This is a genomic window from Alteromonas sp. RKMC-009 (genome assembly GCF_003584565.2).
Lineage (GTDB): Bacteria > Pseudomonadota > Gammaproteobacteria > Enterobacterales > Alteromonadaceae > Alteromonas.
Window position 1 is genome coordinate 1,213,148 of sequence record NZ_CP031010.1, and the last position, 20,395, is coordinate 1,233,542.

17 protein-coding genes are annotated in these 20,395 nt (G+C 50.2%); 7 read left to right on the forward strand and 10 right to left on the reverse strand.

Annotated elements, in window-relative coordinates:
- Positions 1-13: 13 nt before the first annotated feature.
- The 6 genes from DS731_RS05225 to DS731_RS05250 all read right to left on the reverse strand — a co-directional run bounded on the left by DS731_RS05225 (position 14) and on the right by DS731_RS05250 (position 7,343).
- The gene (locus DS731_RS05225; protein ID WP_119500329.1) at positions 14-1,543 is read right to left on the reverse strand and encodes a tannase/feruloyl esterase family alpha/beta hydrolase; all 1,530 of its coding nucleotides are present in this window, start codon (positions 1,541-1,543) and stop codon (positions 14-16) included.
- The gene (locus DS731_RS05230) at positions 1,465-2,373 is read right to left on the reverse strand and encodes a hydroxymethylglutaryl-CoA lyase (RefSeq protein ID WP_119500330.1); all 909 of its coding nucleotides are present in this window, start codon (positions 2,371-2,373) and stop codon (positions 1,465-1,467) included. The genes DS731_RS05225 and DS731_RS05230 overlap by 79 nt, the downstream gene beginning before the upstream one ends.
- A 21-nt stretch (positions 2,374-2,394) precedes the next feature.
- The gene (locus DS731_RS05235) at positions 2,395-3,672 is read right to left on the reverse strand and encodes a CitMHS family transporter (protein ID WP_119500331.1); all 1,278 of its coding nucleotides are present in this window, start codon (positions 3,670-3,672) and stop codon (positions 2,395-2,397) included.
- Positions 3,673-3,678: 6 nt separating this feature from the next.
- Entirely contained in the window at positions 3,679-4,965 is a 1,287-nt protein-coding gene (locus tag DS731_RS05240) for a serine hydrolase domain-containing protein (protein WP_119500332.1), read from the reverse strand.
- Entirely contained in the window at positions 4,962-6,167 is a 1,206-nt protein-coding gene (locus tag DS731_RS05245; RefSeq protein ID WP_119500333.1) for a CaiB/BaiF CoA transferase family protein, read from the reverse strand. The genes DS731_RS05240 and DS731_RS05245 overlap by 4 nt, the downstream gene beginning before the upstream one ends.
- 174 nt (positions 6,168-6,341) lie before the next feature.
- Complete coding sequence (locus DS731_RS05250) at positions 6,342-7,343, reverse strand: amidohydrolase family protein (protein WP_202980707.1); 1,002 nt, start codon at positions 7,341-7,343, stop codon at positions 6,342-6,344.
- 173 nt (positions 7,344-7,516) lie between these two features.
- Between DS731_RS05250 and DS731_RS05255 the strand changes: the two genes are divergently transcribed.
- From DS731_RS05255 to DS731_RS05280, 6 genes are all read left to right on the forward strand, one after another.
- Complete coding sequence (locus DS731_RS05255; protein WP_119500334.1) at positions 7,517-8,407, forward strand: LysR family transcriptional regulator; 891 nt, start codon at positions 7,517-7,519, stop codon at positions 8,405-8,407.
- Between the two features lie 129 nt (positions 8,408-8,536).
- Positions 8,537-8,758, forward strand: a complete 222-nt coding sequence (locus DS731_RS05260; RefSeq protein WP_119500335.1) for a YgaP family membrane protein — start codon at positions 8,537-8,539, stop codon at positions 8,756-8,758.
- 18 nt (positions 8,759-8,776) lie between these two features.
- Positions 8,777-10,702 carry a putative bifunctional diguanylate cyclase/phosphodiesterase gene (locus tag DS731_RS05265; protein WP_119500336.1) on the forward strand — a complete coding sequence of 642 codons (1,926 nt, stop codon included), beginning with the start codon at positions 8,777-8,779 and terminating at the stop codon, positions 10,700-10,702.
- A 169-nt stretch (positions 10,703-10,871) separates the two neighbouring features.
- Entirely contained in the window at positions 10,872-11,636 is a 765-nt protein-coding gene (locus DS731_RS05270; RefSeq protein ID WP_119500337.1) for a hypothetical protein, read from the forward strand.
- Positions 11,637-11,718: 82 nt separating this feature from the next.
- Positions 11,719-11,907 (forward strand): hypothetical protein, encoded by a 189-nt coding sequence (locus tag DS731_RS05275; RefSeq protein ID WP_150154239.1) that lies wholly within the window; start codon positions 11,719-11,721, stop codon positions 11,905-11,907.
- A gap of 240 nt (positions 11,908-12,147) precedes the next feature.
- On the forward strand, positions 12,148-13,635 hold the full coding sequence (locus DS731_RS05280; protein WP_119500338.1) for a catalase: 1,488 nt from the start codon (positions 12,148-12,150) through the stop codon (positions 13,633-13,635).
- 85 nt (positions 13,636-13,720) lie between these two features.
- Here DS731_RS05280 and DS731_RS05285 read toward each other — a convergent pair whose 3' ends face one another.
- Together DS731_RS05285 and DS731_RS05290 are read right to left on the reverse strand one after the other, a co-directional pair.
- Complete coding sequence (locus tag DS731_RS05285; protein ID WP_119500339.1) at positions 13,721-15,961, reverse strand: xanthine dehydrogenase family protein molybdopterin-binding subunit; 2,241 nt, start codon at positions 15,959-15,961, stop codon at positions 13,721-13,723.
- Positions 15,961-16,419 (reverse strand): (2Fe-2S)-binding protein, encoded by a 459-nt coding sequence (locus DS731_RS05290; protein ID WP_119500340.1) that lies wholly within the window; start codon positions 16,417-16,419, stop codon positions 15,961-15,963. Before DS731_RS05290 ends, DS731_RS05285 begins: the two co-directional genes overlap by 1 nt.
- 365 nt (positions 16,420-16,784) lie before the next feature.
- Here DS731_RS05290 and DS731_RS05295 point away from each other — a divergent pair, with 365 nt between their 5' ends.
- The gene (locus tag DS731_RS05295; protein ID WP_119500341.1) at positions 16,785-17,264 is read left to right on the forward strand and encodes a (R)-mandelonitrile lyase; all 480 of its coding nucleotides are present in this window, start codon (positions 16,785-16,787) and stop codon (positions 17,262-17,264) included.
- 2 nt (positions 17,265-17,266) lie between these two features.
- On the opposite strand, the gene DS731_RS05300 is transcribed toward DS731_RS05295, so the two are convergent.
- Together DS731_RS05300 and DS731_RS05305 are read right to left on the reverse strand one after the other, a co-directional pair.
- On the reverse strand, positions 17,267-17,947 hold the full coding sequence (locus DS731_RS05300) for a Fe2+-dependent dioxygenase (protein ID WP_119500342.1): 681 nt from the start codon (positions 17,945-17,947) through the stop codon (positions 17,267-17,269).
- A 9-nt stretch (positions 17,948-17,956) separates the two neighbouring features.
- On the reverse strand, positions 17,957-20,230 hold the full coding sequence (locus DS731_RS05305; RefSeq protein ID WP_119500343.1) for a TonB-dependent receptor: 2,274 nt from the start codon (positions 20,228-20,230) through the stop codon (positions 17,957-17,959).
- Positions 20,231-20,395: the final 165 nt, after the last annotated feature.

Consider the following 20,395-nt stretch of genomic DNA (forward strand, 5'->3'; position numbering starts at 1 on the left):
GCCCATATAGACATTATTTAAGTATGGTTTTGGCGGGGGCTAACTGAAAAGTCTCTTTTGATTTACCGTTTACCGGTGCGTGGATGACGCCGGGCTCTGTGCCGTGCTCAACCCACTGTTGCAGGGCAGGAAAAGCATCAAATTCGCTGATAAACGGACCGCCGGCACAGTGAGACATGCCCGGCACTTCGTAATATCTGGCATTAAAAGACGCTCCGGTATCTGCCGCGGCTTCACGGAAATAGCGTGCCGTATCGGCTGATGATACAACCGGGTCTGCCAGGCCATGATAAATAATGAGTTTTCCGCCTTGTTGCATGAAGGCAGACAAATCCGTTTCTGTGGCGTCGATACGCGGGGAGAGAGCGTTGCTTGCCCGCTGATAATCTGTGTGCCAGTCAAATGTCCATGGATCCCATTCCGCCTGATCAAATGCCCACAAACGCCAGAAGTCTGCTCTGGCAGGTTGGGAAGGATTTTTCGGGTCGGCCATATAAGCGGCCCAGCCTGCACCTCCTGTGTATTCACTGCCGGGGGGAAAACCGGGATAGATTTGCTCGCCGGTGACAGGATCGACCGGCCCCTGATAAATCTTTTGCAGGCGGGATAGTTTATCAGCGCTCAGGCATTGGGTATCAAGGTCATTTTGACATTGCAAAACGGTGAGATCCGGCTTGCACGACTCTGTTCGCAGGATCACGCCCTTTGCCGGGCCAGATTCTTCGCCGCACTGCCGGGCAACGGTTCGGGACAGCAAAGCGAGATCCGGTTTGGTGATCACCGCTTCTCCCGTTTGTTTGTCATGAAATTGCTGAAAAAGCCACAGAAAGGCGGCATTAAGGGCGACGCGGTTGTTGCCCGGAGCCCCTGCCAGTACACCGTCAAAATCCTGCGGAAAATACTGAACACTGGCGAGAGCCTGATGGCCACCGGTGGAACATCCGGAAAAATAGCTGAACTGCGGTGCATCGCCATAGACATGTTCAATGAGGGTTTTACCTGTTTCACTTAATGCATGAACCGCATACCGTCCCCAGTAATCAATCCGTTCAGGTACGTCTGAGGCGAAACTTAAGTCGTCTCCGCGATGGCCTGTATTTGTAGCCCCCACAGCGAACCCTTTATTCAGAAATGCCGTCATGGCACTTTGGGCAATACTGTCGCTGTAACCCCCGTTTCCAAAGGCAATAAACCGGCCATTCCATTTATCCGGTGCGGGCAGCCAGGTGTATACCTCAATAAATGAACCGGCTGACCGGCTGAGCGTTGCAGGTCGCACCTGTGTGGTCACGCGGCAATGTTGCGCTTTAGTTTCAATGTGGCTGACAACGCCGTCTTCCGGCCCGGCTTGTTTGATAGCGTTGCAAAAGCCGGTCAGATCTTTTGCTGTTAATGTGTGAGAACTCAGAAGGCAAGTGGAAACTGCAAGTTGGCTCAGCAGTAACCGGATTAAGAACACCCGGCTCATTGTGCATTCTGCCTGTTCAGCATTGCCAGACCGGCGCGTGACGTAGTTTGTCGTCGCAGTGCCTTGTTTATCCATAATCCGGTTTCACTGAGTTTGAGTAAAGCGATGCCGTGGTTAAACCCTTCGCGGTCAAGCAGATAAACGAGATCCTCAGTGGCTACATTGCCTGTAGCGCCTTTTGCGTAAGGGCAACCGCCAATGCCGCCCACAGAGGCATCAAAGGTACGGATGCCTTCTTCCAGTGAAACATAAATGTTGGCAATGGCCTGCCCGTAAGTGTCGTGCATGTGCATGGCAATTTTGTGTGGCGGTATGCTCTGTAACAGGGCTTTCAGTAAGTGCCTGATGCGCCCCGGCGTGCCGGTGCCGATGGTGTCACCTAATGACACTTCAACACAGCCCATATCAAACAGCTTCTCTGTGACATCAATCACACTTGCGTGTGAAACGTCACCGTCATATGGGCAGCCCGCAATGCAGGATACGTATCCCCGCACCGGTATGCCTGCTTGTTGCGCCGCACGGGTAACTTCTGCAAAACGGATCAGGCTGGTGGCAATATCGCAATTCAGGTTTTTACGGGAAAACCCTTCTGATGCTGAAGCGAATATAGCGACTTCATCTGCACCGGCACTCACTGCCTGCTCAAAGCCTTTCAGGTTAGGTGTGAGGGCTGAGTAAATCACCCCGGCTTTCCGTGTTATACCTTCAAATACGGCAGGGGTATCCGCCATTTGCGGAACGCGGTCCGGGCGTACAAAACTGCCGGCCTCAATATGTGTTAACCCGCATCCGGCAAGCTGGTCAATGAGCGTAATTTTCGTTTTCAGGGAAACCGGAAGCCGTTCGCTTTGCAGGCCATCTCTGGCACCCATTTCCACTATCTTAATATCGGTGTTCGTCATGTTTTTACCCTGTAACGACTTTTATAAGGGGATTACGCCAAGCAACACGGCTACCAGCGTCATGAATAACGACACGCCGGCCAGTAAGGGCAGGGCGTAGCGCTGATGATCTGCCAGACTGATTTGCGTAAGACCAATAAGCAGGAACGTTGCCGGTGTTAACGGGCTCACCGGAAATCCGGTGGTCATTTGCCCCAGCAGCGCACCGTGTGCCACGCTGACAGCAGGCAGGCCCGATTCAGCAGCAATGCCTGCCAGTACCGGCATAATGCCGAAGTAAAAAGAGTCCGGATCAAACAACAGGCTCAGGGGCATGGATAATACGGCGACCACAAGAGGCATGTTTCCGGTTAATGCCTCAGGTAACAAGGTACTGCCACTTGATGCCATGGCATCCAGCATGCCTGAGTGCTTCAGTACGCCGGTAAAACATCCGGCAGCAAAGAGTATGCTGACCATCATGAATACCGGCGCAGCGTGGTTATCGATGGTTCTTTTCTGTGCTTCCTGAGAAGGGGCATTAATCAGCAAAGCGGCCAGCGCACCGCCGGTAAATGCCACAACAGGGGGGAGCAGACTGGCGACGATAGTGCTTATAACAATGACTATAAGCGCAATGTTGATGAACCATTTTACGTCTTCCCGGCGCGTTTGCTGCGCTGAAGTGATGGACGTATCTGTAATCGCAGTTTGTTTCAGCCGTTCTTTATGGCCCATCCAGTAAGCAATCAGGAGCACGAAAGCAAAGCCACTGAGATGGACCGGCAGAACGGGCGCGTACAGCTCCATAACCGGTACGTCGAGGGCGGCGGCTGCACGGATGGTAGGGCCACCCCAGGGAAGCATATTGTTGACACCTGCCGACATCGCTACCAGTGCTGCCAGCTTTTTGCGCTCAATGTTCAGTGCATCAAAAACCGGTAATACCGCAGGTATCACAATTAAAAAGGTACTGGCGCCGGAGCCGTCAAGATGCACCAGGGCGGTAATCAGCACGACACCGGTGAACAGTTTCCTGGGGTCGCTGCCACACACTTTCAGCACGCCGTTGATAAAGGGCGTAAACACATGGTTGTCGTTCATGATGCCGAAAAACAAAATGGCAAACATGAACATGACCGCCACCGGGGCAATAGCGGTGATCCCCTGAACCATATAGCCGGGCACCGCCATACCTTCGCCGGCTATCAGCGCGCCGGCAACCGGAATAGCAACAAGGGCAACCAGCGGGGAGAGACGTTTGCTGACGATGGCCAGCAACACGGTCACAATGGTCAGAAAGCCGGTGAGCGCTAACATAGGCTGTTAACGGGCTTCTGCGGCAGTCGCTTCAATCAGGTACTGACGAAACGGGACCTGTTTAGCGAAGGGAGGCGGCGTGATGACCTGCGTCATAAAAACCACCAGGCTTTGGGTTTCGGGGTTGACCCAGAACACGGTATTGCCGGAACCTGCCCAGCCGAAAGACCCGTCGGGCATAAAGTTTTCAGCTTCAGTGTCCGGTGATCCAATCGCAAAGCCATATCCGAACGCCATCGGGGCGTCGTTACCAAATTCTTCAATGGTGATCCGTGGCGCAAATAAGGCATCCACAGACGCTTCGCTTAACAGCCGCTTACCGTTATAAACACCTTTATTTGCCAGCATAGTAGCAAATGCCACGTAATCAGATGCGGTGCCGGCCAGTGCACCGCCGCCATCGAGTAAGCGGTTTGCATCTTTGTAATCGGTATTTTGTGCCGTTTCTATGACCTTCAGACCATTCTCAGTCATCAGATAATTGGTCACAAACCGGTTGAGATCGTCACCGGTGACAAAAAAGCCGGTGTTGTTCATACCAAGAGGTGTAAACAGGTTGTTCTCAAGCCAGCTATCCAGCCGCTCGCCGGAAACGGTTTCAATAATTTTACCCAGCAGGGTAGTGGAATAGCTGTAGTCAAACGTTTCGCCCGGCTGGCTTAACAGCGGGGCTGCGGCAAGGCGTTCAGCCAGCTCCGTGAGATTACGCGCCGGCGCACCGTCTGTTGGCAGTGTGCCAACGGGGGTATCACGCTTCACGCCATATTTCCGGTAATACTGGTGAACCGGTGTGTTGCCGGTAAAGTGATAGGTAATACCGGATTTATGGGCCAGCAGGTCATCAATTGTCATTTGCCGCTTTACCGGCTCCGTGACCATGTTCTCAAGGTCGCCGGACACGTAAACCTGTGAGTCTTTGAAGGCTGGCAGATACTTGCTGACCGGATCGGACACCTGCAATTTGCCCTGCTCCTGCAGCATCATAATGCCCACACTGGTAATGGGTTTGGACATAGAATAAAGACGAAAAAGGGTATCATCCGTCATCGCCGTTTTGCTGCCAGTATCCTGATACCCGTTCACATAATGATAAACCGGCTTGCCCTGCTCAATAATTGTGGTGACTGAGCCCGGCATGGTGCCGTTTTCAACCAGCGTATCTAATTTGGCAGACAATGCCGCAAACCTTTGGTCATCCTCTGCAGCAGGCGTTGCACATTCGCTAAGCGAAGCAAAAGTAAAAAGCGCAGCCGCACCGAGAATGTATGATTTTGCCTGAATGTTGAAACTCATTTTTCACTCCGTTCAGTGCTGAATATGATGTTCTTTTTCTGTAACTCATCGATAGCGTCGTGGCTGTAGCCTAACGCTTCAAGAATGCTCACCGTATGCTGGCCGGGTAGCGGTGGTGGTAAATCGTCTGTGACTTCCCCGTCAACATTGAAAGGTTTGCCGGGTTGCCGTAAGCGGCCTTCAGAGGGGTGTTCGTATTCATTGAAAAAGCGGATTGATGACAGGTGCGGGTCATGAAGTAAGCTATCAATGTTGTTCACCGGAGCAAACGGGACGTCAATTTCAGTCAGTGCGGTGACCCATTCTTCCGTGGTGCGTGCGGGAGTGGCTTCACTGACAATTTTATACAGCGATCCCACGTTTTCGCTCCGCTTTACCGGATCGGTCACCGTGGCGTGCTCTGTCATATCTTCGCGTCCAATCAGGCGGAAGAAGCGTTGCCAGTGACGTGTGCTGTAGGGCAAAATACTGATGTAGCCGTTTGACGTAGGAAAGGGTTTACGGTAAGGCGAATTCAGCCTTTCATAACCGGTGCCGCCGAGAGGCGGTACAAAGGTTTCGCCGGCCAGTTGTTCTGTCATCAGAAATGACACCATGCCTTCAAACATGGGCGCTTCAATGCAGGTGCCCTCGTTATGTTTCAGGCGGTGAACCACGCCTGCCAGTACCGACATGGCCAGATGCATACCACCCACTTTGTCGCAAATAATAGTGGGAATAAAACGGGGCTGACCGTCAGATGTGCGGTTTAGATAGGCAATGCCGCTTTCCGCCTGAATAATGTCATCGTAAGCGGGTTTGTGGGCATACGCGCCGCTTTGACCGTAGCCGGGCGCAAAGCAGTACACAATTTTATCGTTAATCTTTTTTACCGCCGGGTAGTCGATACCGAGACGCTCTGCGGTAGCCGTACGCATGTTGTGAACTACCACATCGGCTTCTGCGATCAGCTTTTGAAGTATTTCCTGTCCGCCCTCACTTTTTAGATCCAGAGCGATGGTTTTTTTATTGCGGTTACAGTTAATGAAGCCCGCGCCCATTTCCGCTGAACGGCCGGGTCTGACGGTTCTGAATAAGTCCCCGGTGATGTTCTCTACCTTGATAACGTCTGCACCAAAATCACCAAGGAATTGCGTTGCATAGGGCCCTAAAACGATGGTCGTCAAATCAAGGACCTTGATCCCGTTGAGCAACGAAAACATAGATTCTCCTCAGATAGGCCGGCAGGATGGAAGGGTAACGTGCCGGCTACTTTATTTTTACAAGTTGTTCATACTATGCGGAATCGTTATCTATCAGGCAAATCAATTAATTCTATAATTCAATATTGAAAATTTATTAATTGACCGGGGCCTTGTCAGCCCCGCTGCCGGAATTTATTGAAAGTCTTTAGCGTCGAGATTGAAGAAGCGCACTGCGTTATTAAACAGAATGTCGCGTTTTTGCTGTTCAGTGAGGTAGTCAGCATCCTTAATGACATTGATAGAGGTTTCCATCAGGCCCGGCCAGATCAACAAGTCGGTTCCGTACAAAATACGGCGGCCAAATCCTGCTGTCACCAGACGTTCGATGTAGCGGTTTACTTCGGCCAGCGGGTAACTCCAGATCATACCGGCAATGTCCACATACACGTATGCGTGTGCGCCCATCAGTGCAATCATGGCATCGTCCATAGGATAGCCGGCGTGCATCACCCATATTTTCAATTTCGGGTGACGGGCAAGCATGTCTTCCAGTTCGAAGGGGTTACCCAGTGAAGCGCGGTAATCGGGTGAGGTAATATTTGCCATACCATTGCCCCCGGTGCCCATGTGAATAGCTACGGGGATCTTTAACTCTTCAGCAATGGCAAAGTACGGATCCAGTGACATATCAGAAGGCGACATACCGCGGTACTGGGGCGCTACTTCACCAACAACCTTGTAAAATCCACTCTCAAGGGCCGTTCTGAATTCATCCGGTGACATATCATCAGTAAGACTCAATGCCATACCCAGTGAAGGGATCACTCTGTCCGGTGCAGCCTTGTGCATGGCCCGTAATACATCATCATCGCCACTGGCCACCATGGTGACGTTCAGCCTTTGTGCTTCGCTGATGGCTTTTGCAATGTAGTCTTCAGTGGATGTAGCTGACGCCAGCGGTTGCTCACAGTTTGTGTTCATAAATGAAGGCGGTGCCTGATGGGGATCGCCGCCCGGCATATCGGTAAGGAACCAGGGACACATGGGGCCGGCTTTGCCATTTACCTGCATGGCATGCACGTGCACGTCGATAACAGGCAAAGGCTTATCCGCCGCGGTGGCAGGCGTCAGTGCGCCGGCCATCCACAGACCCGTTGTTAAACACAGTGCTTTGCAAGGAAGAGGTAACGGCATGGTATGATCCTTTTTGATGTTGGTTGATCCGGAGCTGAAGTTCAGAAATCAAATTAACCTTTTTTAGATTAAAAGTTTACATTTTATTCATACTATGATTTTCTATTATCTATAACTCCAATAAATAAATTGTATAAATCTATAATTTATTCTGATTAATCGGGCGTGCTCACGTGGTCAACATTAAACATCTCAAAGCCTTCATTGCTCTTGCCACAGAACTTCACTTTACACGGGCCGCAGAACGGGTTTGCCTCACCCAGCCAGCGTTAAGCTCATTGATCCAACAGTTAGAACAGGATTTCGGGATCCAGCTTGTAAGAAGACATACCCGTCAGGTCGAACTGACGCCCGCCGGAGAAGAATTTCGTGACACGGCAGAAAAGCTGGTGGCTGACTTTGAGCAGGCCATTTACGACGTCAAGACTTACAAGTCCATAAAGCGGGGCAGGCTGGATATCGCGGTGCTGCCCTCAGTTTGCAGCTCTTTGCTGCCACGGGTGCTGAAACGGTTTAACAGCGATTATCCGGATATCCGGTTAAACATTCAGGACTGCGCCGGACAGGAAATCATCAATGCGCTGAATGAAAAGCGGATTGATTTCGGCATTTGTTATGCCCAGTCTGACAAAGAAGTGGAAGCATTGACCCTCATCAAAGATGCCATGGTAGTGGTGTGTTCTGATACACATACTCTGGCAAAGGAGAAATCCGTCAAATGGGCACAACTGGCAAATCAGCCGGTCATTGCCATGAACAAGGGTACGACGATCCGGACCCTCATCGACAGCACAGCACTGGCTCAGGATATGAAGCTGGATATTATTCTTGAACCCATGCAGATGACATCTGCTTTTGCCTATGCAGAAGCCGGTTTGGGCGTGGCAGTGTTACCCAGTTCAGGAGTCCCGGCACGCATGTCCCCGGGGTTGCGGGCAATCGAACTCACCCATCCGGTAGTGGAAAGAAATATTTCTTTACTCCGGCGTAGGGGGGTTGCCTTGTCTCCAGCAGGTAATATTTTAAAGCAGTATCTGATGGAGGCGGTTAAAGGGGCAGAATAGTAACCTGACATGGCAAAATTTCATAAATGTGACCAGAATTAAGATACTTAACGTCTGCTTTATATACCGATAAGAATTTTTGAAAGAGTTATATTACAGTGACATCGATAACAACAATGAGATCACGACATGAATATTTCCCAAAACCTGAATACTCTGGACAGAAGTCTGCGGGGAGTGATTGGTGTGTTATTTACCGCCTTCGCTCTGTTCAACGGTAACATCATCGAAGAACCTGTCATCGAAGTCCTTATTGGTATATTCGGTTTTCTTAATCTTATTTCCCTGTTCACCGGATGGTGTCCTGTCTATCACGTAGCGGGGATCAGTACCCGTAACGGCGATCACTAACTGACGGTTGCGTTATAGATGGTACAACTCTCTGAGTTAACCAGAGACAAATCCTTCAGAACCAGGCTCATCCTTGCGTGTCTTGGTGTGTCGCTGTTTGTATCTGTCATATACGTCGTAGTGTCTTACCGGCTCACCGCAGAACTGGGCGTGGAAACCGGTTTGCAGGCGATGGAAAAAGAAGCCAACATCATTTTAAGTGAACTGGTTTCTAACAATGACGGACTCGCTGCCAGTGCAGCCTCTGTGGCGACTATGATCTACGGAGGAAACGAGGAAGAAGCTGGTATTTTTGCCCGTGTTAGCCGCGACGAAGGTATTTGGGTTTATGTTCGTGGATTGAAAGCCAGTCAGGCGGATGATTTTCGTCAGTACCTTGCAGATCACACTGATCTCGCCAGAGGCATGCTGGAGTTCGGTGATGAAAAATTTCTGTACATCCATGCTGAACGAAACGGTTATAAACTCGACCTCATTCAGACTACCACTTCTCTGGACCTCACCATGGCCATGGTGGCTAAGCGACTCTCCATTGTGTCTGTTGTTGTATTATGGATCGCCATCTGGCTCGCGCTGACGTTGTCGTCTTTTATTGCTAAACGGGTGCAACAAAAGAATGATGCACTGGCGAAAATTGCAACCCATGATGGCCTGACAGGATTTCCAAACCGCCGTTTTCTGGATGACTTACTGGAAACCTGTATAGATAACGCTTCCTCTTCTGCAGACAGTATGGATGAACCGGTCGCGGGGCAGGGTTGTTTATTCGTCATCGATCTGGATAAATTTAAAGAGGTAAATGACTCTTTTGGTCATGCTGCCGGTGACAAGTTGCTTGTTGAAATTGCCCTCAGATTGCATGGTGCATTAAGCAGCAATCAGGTACTGGTAAGGGTCGGCGGTGACGAATTTATAATTTGGGCACCCGGCCTTAATATTGATGAAGCTAAAGGGCTGGCAAAGTCTCTGGTGGAGCAATGCGATGCACCGGTGATGATTAATAATCTGGCGATTAATACCGGTGCCAGCATTGGAATTGCCCATTATCCTACACACGCTGATTCCGGTGAAAGCTTAATCATTAACGCTGATACAGCGATGTACAAAGCTAAGCAACTGCGCTGTGGCTGGATGCTCTTTGACGAAAGCAATGCAGTTGATTATAAAAAACAGCTCAGATTACGCGCTGAACTGACCGGTGCGCTGGAGCGGGAAGAGATCAAGCTTTACTATCAGCCAAAGGTCTCGCTGAAAGACGGAGATATTATCGGGGTAGAGGCGCTGGCACGCTGGCATCATCCCATTGACGGGATACTGCCGCCGGGAGCATTTATCGATTTGATTGAGCATAGCGGCCGGGTACAGGAGTTTGGCCGTTATATTATCTGTCAAAGTATTAAGCAACTGGCGGCGTGGCGCTCACAGCAGATTGAACTTCCGCTGGCATTGAATTTGTCCCCCTATAACTTGCTGGACCCCGGTCTTGTGGACTTCATTGCAGGCACATTGGAACAGTTTGATGTGCCTGCCAGTTTGCTGGAAATTGAGCTCACAGAAAGCGAAACCAGCATGAATATCGAAAGTATTCAAAGTCGTCTGGATGCCCTAAAAGTATTGGGCGTCACGCTGACCATCGATGACTTTGGTACAGGGATGAGCTCTCTGGCTTATATTGCCAACCTCAATGTGAATATTATTAAAATTGACCGCGCGTTTATTTGCGACATGCTGACGAACGATAAACATCTGGCAATTGTTTCTACAGCACTCGCCTTATCAAAATCCTTTGGCTGTAAAATGGTTGCAGAGGGAATTGAAGACAAAGCGCAGGCAGAAAAACTGCTGGCAATGGGGTGTGACTATGGTCAGGGCTACCTGTTCTCCAAACCTGTAGAAAGCAATGCGATAACCGCACTGTACCTGAAAGGCGGTTCTCTGGTTTAACCTGTAATCTCTACACTCTTGCGGGAGGATATTTCTTCTCTGCAATCTCCTAACTTCCCTCTTTTTCATTCTAAGTTATTGATTTGAATGGGCGGCACTGGCTTTGCATCAGCTAACTCCGAATGACTATTCATTGTTCTCAAAAGACATATCAATTCAGGAGGTCATTATGATGAACACGAAGAAAACATTAGCTGCTGTATTTGTTACTGCAACTTTATCCAGTGTTGCCGGTGCCGCTGCAGCCAAACAGGTTGAAACACAGACCGGTGCCATGCAGCCGGTGAAAATGGAAAATCAGCAACAGACCAACGCCCGTGACCGGATGAATAAAGCTGTGATGCAGGCTCAGGACTCCAACACCACAACGCGTCTGGCTGATATGCCGGACACTTGGATAACGCTCACTGGTGAAGTCACTGATGTGGATTCAAAGTTCTTCACGCTGGATTACGGTGACGGCACCATTTTCGTAGAGCTTCATAATACTGACCTGGATGCACAGGCTTATGAAGAACTTGAAGGGAAAGATGTCATGGTAACCGCACAGCTGGATGATGGTTTATTTACTGACTCCCGAATCGTGGCACAAAGTGTCTTTGTGGACGAGCTGGAAACGACCTTTCTGGCTGACGATGTGGACCAGCACTCTGCAGATATGTATCTGAGCGCGGCAAACTCACTGGACGTGGATGACGAAGAAATGGTGCTGGTAGGTACAGTTCAGTCTATCGGTAAAAAAGCACTGCAGCTAAAAGTAGGCGACTCAACGCTAACTGTAGAGCTGGACGATCTTGATGACATGCCGTTGGATCAGGATGGCAAACTCACCTTGATTAAGGGCGAGCGGGTCCGCGTTACTGGCGAGATGGAAGAAGAATTCTTCAATACCTTCACCGTTGAGGCCGAAGGCCTGATGAAAATGAAAAGCTAATTTGATGAAACGTAAAGCGCCCGCCCTCCGGCGGGCTTTGTTTTCTGTGAACGTTTGTAATCACCGCTGAGGAGAAACAATAGTGAATCCCATAGCCAATATGTCCGGACTGAAAACGGCGATAGCCAATGGTGAAGAAGACAGAGTAAAGCAACTGCTGGCAGGACAAACGCTGGACGAGTTGCAAAAAAGCTATCTGATAGATCTTGCAGACCTCGCCGGTAATGAGTCAATTAAAACATTGCTTCAGGACGCCCCTGAAAAGCCTTGAGCGATTACTTAACCTGTTATCTTTATCGGGCCAGTTATCCTTGGGGATAGCTGGCTTTTTAGATCCCGATTAAACTTCGGGTTTCTAATCTTTAAAATCAATCTAAACAATCAATTTACTTCGTTTTATTCAAAAATAGTAATCGACCATAATCTTCTTAACGGACAGAAACAGTCTCTACCTGAGCACTTAAATAAAAATCTGTCCATCACAATAGTGTCAGTTCAGAAGGATAATATTATGAGTCAGTGTCCATTTTCGGGTAAGAACCCTCAATCTGTTACGTTAACCTCGGCTAACGGCGCGCCGGTTGCGAATGATAATCAGAGCCGCACTGCGGGTCGTCGCGGTCCGGTGACTTTCGACAATCACTACCTGTTTGAGAAGCTGGCTCATTTTAACCGCGAGCGTATTCCCGAGCGTGTTGTCCATGCCAGAGGCAGTGCAGCTTACGGCACCTTCACGCTGACCAACAGCCTGTCGGATTATACGATAGCTGATTTCCTGCAGCAGGAAGGTCAGCAAACACCGGTATTTCTGCGCTTTTCCACAGTAGGCGGCGGCCAGGATTCAAGTGATTATGCCCGTGATCCCCGTGGCTTTGCTGTGAAGTTTTACACAGAGCAGGGAAACTGGGATATGGTGGGCAATAATACGCCGGTATTCTTCTTACGGGACGGGATTAAATTCCCCGACTTCATCCACAGCCAGAAGAAAAATCCGCGGACGAATCTGCCTGATCCGCAGGCGGTTTACGAATTCTGGGCGAATAACCCGCAATCGTTGCACCAGTCCACCATTTTGATGTCTGACCGCGGGATCCCGTTATCATACCGTCATGTGAACGGATACAGCTCCCATACTTTGAGTTTGTGGAACAGTAAAGGTGAGCGTTACTGGGTGAAATGGCACTTCAAAACTAATCAGGGGATTAAAACCCTGACCACTGAAGAAGCTGCACAAATGCCGGCCTTCGGCGCACAGCAGGACCTGGTTGCCAGCATTGATAACGGTGACTTTCCATCCTGGACCGTGAAGGTGCAGATCATGACGGAAGAGGAAGCCCGCAGCTACCACATAAATCCTTTTGATTTAACGAAAGTATGGCCACACAAAGACTTCCCGTTAAAGGAAATCGGGCAGCTTGAGCTGAACCGTAATGTTGACAACTACTTTGCAGAAACCGAGCAGGCGGCGTTTGCACCAAATAATTTAGTACCGGGGATTGGTGTATCGCCGGACAGAATGTTACAGGCGCGCTTGCTGGCTTATCAGGATGCACACCGTTACCGCGTGGGCGCGAATGTGAATCAGATCCCTGTGAATGCGCCAAAATGCCCGGTGCACAACTACCAGCGTGACGGTGCTTTTGCCGGTATTAACCCTGCACTGGCAAGCAGTGGTGCTAACTTCTATCCGAATAACCGCGCTATGGCCGGTGAGCCGGCAGAAGCTGTGCAATATGCAGAGCCACCCATGCCGCTGGAGCAGGATGCATGGCTGGACATTTACGATACGCAGGATGATGATAACTTTTCTCAGGCCGGTGAGCTGTACCGCATCATGAACGAATCGCAAAAGCAGCAACTGGTAAGCAATATTGCAGATGGTTTAAGTCAGGCAACTGCTGATGTGCAGGAAGCCATGTTTGCACAATACGATGCCGCCGATGAAGACTACGGCCGCAGAGTAAAAGAAGCTGTGATGGTAAGACTAACTGCCGGCTAAAAGCCGGTAATAAAAAGAAGGGCCGGTGAGGTAAGTCACCGGCCCTTTTTTATCTCTGCAGTGAAGCTATTTTTGCAACCGGCGACTAAGCCAGCACTTTAGCGCCCAGCGGTAACCTGCGAACTACTTTACCGGTTATGCTGCTGATGGCATTTAAGATAGCCGGAACGGCAGGCGGTACGCCGGGCTCTCCGATCCCCGTTGGCGGCTTCACGGAGTCAACCGTAAATACTTCCACTGCCGGTGCTTCATTGATGCGAAGAACCGGATAATTGTGGAAATTGCTCTGTGTTACCACACCGTCTTCCAGGGTGATTTCCTGTTTCAGGAATGACATGGCAAAACCGATCCCGCCCTCTACCTGTGTCGCCACATTGACCGGGTTAATTACCTGGCCGCAATCCACAGCGCAGTATACCTTGTCTACTTTGTAGGTGTTGTCTGGACGCACTGTGACTTCCGCTACCTGAGCAACGATGGTGTTAAACGACTGACGTATGGCAATACCCCGCGCTCGCCTTTCGCCCTCTTTGCCCTGCGGAAGTGGCGTGTTCCAGCCGGATTTTTCAGCAACGAGATCCAGCACGTGTAAAAATTCAGGCGCATCAGCCAGTAATTTACGTCTGAACTGGTAAGGGTCCTGTCCGGTTTTAGCGGCAATTTCATCAATCAATACTTCGCCGACAAAGGCCGAGTGCGTATGGCCTACAGAGCGCAACCACGAAACAGGCACATCACCTTTAACCAGGTGCTGCTCTACCAGCATGTTATTAATGGCGTAGGGCAGGCCGTGAGCACCTTCCATCAGCGTATGGTCAACCTGCGTGGCCGGCATGGGGAAGAAACTTTGCCCTACAACACGCCAGCGCCAGGAAGCCACACTGCCATCGGCGTTAATCATGATTTTGTTGTTGTGTACTGTCATCGGGCGATACTGCATGCCACCCATGTCTTCTTCCCGCAGCCACACCATTTTGATGGGCACGTGAAGCCCCTGCGCACGGGCAACTTTAGCAATACGGGCTGCTTCTATCACAAAGTCGCAGCTTGGGCCGGCACGGCGACCGAAACTGCCACCTGCATAAAGCTGGGTGATCTGCACTTTTTCAACCGGCAAACCGGTCTCTTTGGCGATGGCTGCCTGGTCTGCGGTATGCCATTGTTCGCCATTCCACATATGACAGCTGTCTTCCTGAAGGTGAATCAATGCGTTCATCGGCTCCATTGCTGCGTGAGCCAGGTAAGGCAATTCAAACACCGCATCGATTTCATGACCGCCTTCAGGCACTTCAGCTAATTGCGGGCCGGTATTTGCCACTTCAAGCCCGGGCGTCGCGGCCAGCTGTCTGTATTCTTCAAACAGGGCAGCGGTACCGGCGTGTGAACCTGTATTCCCGTCCCATTGAATATTCAGTGCATCACGGCCTTTCTTCGCAATCCAGGTATTTTTAGCAAGCACAGCTACACCGCCCTGAATTACGTTGTCGCCGGGAATGTCCAGTACCGCAACGACACCCGGCACCGCCAGGGCCGGCGCTTTGTCTACGCTGGCTACTTTTGCGAATTTTCTTGGCGGGTGAGCAATGACGGCCACCAGCATATCCGGTAGTTTGATATCCTGAGTATAAACAGCCTTGCCGTTTACTTTTTCCGGCACGTCGACACGGCGCATGCCTTCCGCTTTTCCGATGCGCTGATACTCAGCCGGCTTTTTAAACGTAAGTGTACCCGCATCAGGCACCGGTAACTCTGCAGCGGCATCGATAAAGGCACCGTAACCGGCACGCTTATTTGTTGCTTTGTGAATAACGATACCGTCTTCCACAACCAGTTCTTTAAACGGGACTTTCCACTCCAGGGCTGCTGCCTGAAGTAACATATGGCGTGCCGATGCTGCTGCGGTTCGCATTACATTCCATGCTCCGGCCATAGCGGTACTGCCGCCGGTACCCTGCACATTAAAACCTACCGCCGCCAGCACCGGATTGCCGTATTTTTCTAAGTCGGCAGGGGAGCCTGTCACCTGCAGTTGCTCCGGTGTAATATGTAATTCTTCAGCCGCCAGTGTAGCAAGACCGGTAAAGGTACCCTGGCCCATTTCTATATAGCTGGAAATAATCGTAACAAAGCCGTTTTTATCGATTTGAATAAACGCGTTGGGCATAAATACATCAGCCCCGGCGTTTTCTGCTGCCAGCGCAATCTGGCCTTTAAAGTTTACCGCCAGTGTCAATGCGCCCATGCCGGCCAGAAACTGCCTGCGGGTAATGGCAGCACCATGTTGCGCTGCTTCAGTTTGTTGCTGATGTTGAGGGTTAATGATCATTATTTCAGCTCCCTTGCCGCACGGTGAATAGCGCTGCGGATCCGTGGATAGGCTGCGCAACGACAAATGTTTCCGCTCATGGCGGCATCAATATCATCATCCGTTGGCGCAGCTTTCTCTTTCAGTAACGCGACCGCAGACATGATTTGACCAGACTGGCAATAACCACATTGTGGCGCCTGCTCCTCTATCCAGGCAGCCTGAACAACTGCACCGATCCTGTCGGTTTCAGCGGCTTCAATGGTGGCGACAGCGGCTCCTTCCAAAGCCAGCATTGGAGTGACGCAGGATCTGACCGGCTTGCCATTTACGTGCACGGTACATGCACCGCACTGGGCCATACCGCACCCGAACTTTGTGCCGGTAAGCGCGATTTCATCTCGTAAATACCACAACAGTGGCATTTGCTGGTCTCCGTCAAAGGTTTCGGGACGACCGTTTACGGTAAGCTTAATCATGATATTTCCCTTGAAGCTGGCCTGTTCAGATTACGGGTTTCAAAATGTTTGTATGCAGGGGGAAAGCGATTCTTCGTGGTGGCAGCATATGCATTGCGCTAATGCGTAATATGAATCTTTATATCCCTGACTGTAAAAGATAGCGCCAATTTGCTGAGAAGCGATAGTCTGATCCTGTGAAAGTATTGCCTGATCCTCCGGGCGTTTTTTAATTGTATACCCCGGGGAGTTCCGGCTCTTTCTAAGTAACTGTAACCCATCTATTTATTAAAAAGATTCATAGGTGCTATGCACAGCTTTTGAAAAACTTTGGCGGTGGTTTGGCGTAATCTGAATAACCTTTCCAACATCAGGAACTCAGTTTTATGCATACTTTTGCAACGTCATTCAGTGTGGTCTGTTTACTCGCTATTTCTTCATTGTCTTCAGCGCAATCTCTTGAAGTCACGCAAAACGGTGAACAGCAGGCAATCACCGGCTCAGACAAGTTCTTCACCGGTACCAGCATCGTGAATCCGTATTTCAGTAACAAAGAAGCCGGTGTTTCCGGTGCCAGTGTCACTTTTGCGCCAGGTTCACGCTCGGCCTGGCACACCCATCCCAAAGGACAACGTCTCGTTGTTACTGAAGGTACGGGATACGTTCAGGAATGGGGTAAAGAAAAGCAAACCATTAAGCCCGGCGATGTGGTCTGGACCCCGCCCGGTGTTAAACACTGGCACGGTGCTACGGAGCATTCCATGATGTCACATATCGCCATTCAGCAATTCGGTGATGGTAAAAATGTGGTGTGGATGGAAAAGGTCAGTGATGAGGAGTACCTGCAAATACCGGTTTCCCGATAGATTCAGAACACGGCGTTTTTGCGGATCAGGTTATGATAAACGTGATGCAGGCTGTCCAGTTGCTCACGTGATACCGTGTCGTTCGCGCTGAGCTGTTGAATGTTCTGATCCAGTTCAAAGAGGATTTCCCGCATCGGTGTGTCCGGAACCAGACTTTGCATCCAGGTGATAGCGGCCAGTCTCACACCTGAAGTGACCGGTGTTACCATATGTAAGCTGCCGGACGGATAGGTGACAGCATCACCGGCACGGGGTTTTACTTTTTGTTCGCCAAACTCTGTTTTTATGAGCAGTTCACCGCCTTCATATTCGTCCGGTTCTGACAGAAACAGTGTCATCGACATATCTGAACGCATTACATCCGGCGAGCGTGGCACGCGCATTACAGCGGCATCAACGTGCAAACCGTAAGTTTCTCCCTGTCCGTAGCGGTTAAAGCAGGGTGGGAAAATCTTTTGAGGTAACACGGCAGACACCAGCTTCGGATGCTCGCCATATCTGGCCAGCAACTGATTGGCTAACTGCCGTACCGTATCATTTTCCGGATCAGCCTGGGCATTGTCTTTTACTGCTGCAGACATGCCCATCGCTGTGCCTTTACCATCCAGCCACGGCACCTGACTGAGGTGCTGACGAAAAGTCTGCACTTCATCTTTTGACAGCAATTGCTCAATCAGGACCATGATATTTCCTTAAAACTGGTAGGTTAATGTGGCGCGCAGTGACTGACGGTCACCGATGTACATAAACTTCGGTGCACGGTATGTAGAGGTATAATACTCTTTATCGAACACGTTACCAAAGTTCAGGCGTACGGTAATATCGTCAGTAAAGTTATAAAGAGCAAACAGGTTAACCAGGTTGTAGGACGGCACAACCGGACCGGAAGAACCTGTGTCAGGCTGACCACCTGTCATCTTGTCCTTATAAGTGAAGTCACCACCGAAAGCGAAATCTTCAGTTAACTGATAACGGGCCTGCGCATAAAAACTCTTATTCGCAAACAGAGCCAGTGGCAAGCCTACGCTGTCAGGACTGGAGACCGACTCCAGGATTTCTGAATCCATAATGGCACCACTGATTTGAATACTCAGGGCCTCTGTTACCTGACCATTTACCGCAACTTCAACCCCGGTCACTTCATGTTTACCGGTATTCAGTGAGCCTGTGACATCGTAACCACGACCGGCACCTTCCATCACATCGTCTTTAGTCAGTTTGAAAGCGGCGAGCTGAACAAACAGCGATTCGTCGTTCAGGGACATTTTTGTACCGATTTCCAGGTTTTCTACGGTTTCCGGATCGGCTGAGGCATTGCCGTCTGAATCGGTACACACACCACCGTATCCGCAGTTACCGCCAACATCAGATTCACCACCGTTGATGTTCGAAGCCGTGCCGTAAGAAGCATACAGATTCACATCGTCCATGGCCTCATAGACCAGGCCGAAGTGACCGTTAACCAGCGTATCAGAATAAGCAAAGTCTGCTGCACCACTGCGGCCAACCGTGCCGTTGCTGTAATCGTAAGAGTCGAAACGGATGCCGGCAAATACCATCAGTTCCTTGGTTACCTGCATGGTATCCATTAATGACAATGCCGATACTTCATAATTGTAATCCGCCGTATAATCGCCTTCATAAGCGGCAGAACGGTCGATGACACTGTTCAGACCGGCTGCAGCATTACCGCTGGCGTCCAGTCCGCAGAAGGTTTCGCTGACGCCGCCGCGGCCTGATGCCCAGCAGTTTGTTGTGGCAGCTGAACCGGTATCCGCATAGCGGCCGTTCAATACGGAGTAATCAGCATATTCGGCGCTGACCAAAAATTTGTGTTCTACAGAGCCGGTATCCAGATTGGCGAACAGATTCAGTTGCGTTGCGAAATGCTCTACATCCTGCCAGTTGGAATGTGTTCCGAAGGTGAAGGTTGTGTAGCCATTGGTGCCGTTTGTGGCGTCCTCTTCTGTGGCGTAACCTGTGGTACCTCCGGCGCTGGTGGCAAGATAGCCGTTATCCGTTTTACCGTAGCGGGTAATGCTGTAAATTTTCCAGTCATCATTCAGTTCATATTCAACCCGTAAGGTGCCGGATGTGGCTTCTGAAGTAAGGAAGTCACCGTTTTGCGCGTATACCGGAATATCTTCGATGATGACATCGTTTACGGCTGTGGAGCCCAGATCCGGTACATCTTCAGCTTTAAGATAATAGAAGTCCGCCCATACCTTGAGATCTGTAAGGTTATCGTACAGCCCTGAAATCAGCGCACCTTGTCTTTCACGCTCAGCACCGTCACGTTTCGGCGCATCTTCCGTGGCTTTCATGATATTCACACGGGTAGCGAAGTTTTCGGTTTGCGGCGTGTTTACATCCACCGTGCCGCGCAGATAGTTGTCAGTGCCTGCACCTACATCCACACGGCCGAAGTCGTAATCCAGAGAGGCTTTTTTAGTAATGCTGTTAATGGCACCGCCTGATGAGCCGCGACCGGCAAACGTTGAGCTGGGTCCCTTGGTAATTTCAATTTGTTCGACGGAGAAGCTTTCGCGGGTATTCATACCGGGGTCGCGTAAGCCGTCAACAAATACGTCTGAACGGGCTTCATGTCCGCGGATAATATAGCGGTCGCCGAAAGCGTTACCGTTTTCGCCGGTTCCCAGAGTAACACCAGCCTGAGTTGACAAGACTTCTTTAAGATCTGAACGGCCGGATTCTTCAATCTGGTCTTTTGTCAGTACAGTGATGGTGGCAGGGGTGTCTATCAGGTCGGCCAGACGACGGGCGTCACCTGAGCGTTTTACATTGTAAATCGAGTTGCGGACACCATGGATTTTGATCAGTTCGACCGCTTGTTGCTCTTTTTCTGCTGCGGTTTTCTCTGTTTTTGCTTCCTCTGCATGTGCTGCAGACACTGAAATTGCCAGCGCGGTTAATAAAGCGCCGGAGCCCAACTTATCGTATGCCATGGGTGTTCCTTGAATAATATTAGTTTATTGAGATGTGCGTTAGGGGTGGGAATGTAAATGATAATAGTTATCATGTAAAGTTATGGGCTTTATAATTTTTCATTATTAGTTAATATTTCTTCCAGTAAGGTTTGTTGCCTGTCGATACATAACGGGTATGTGATG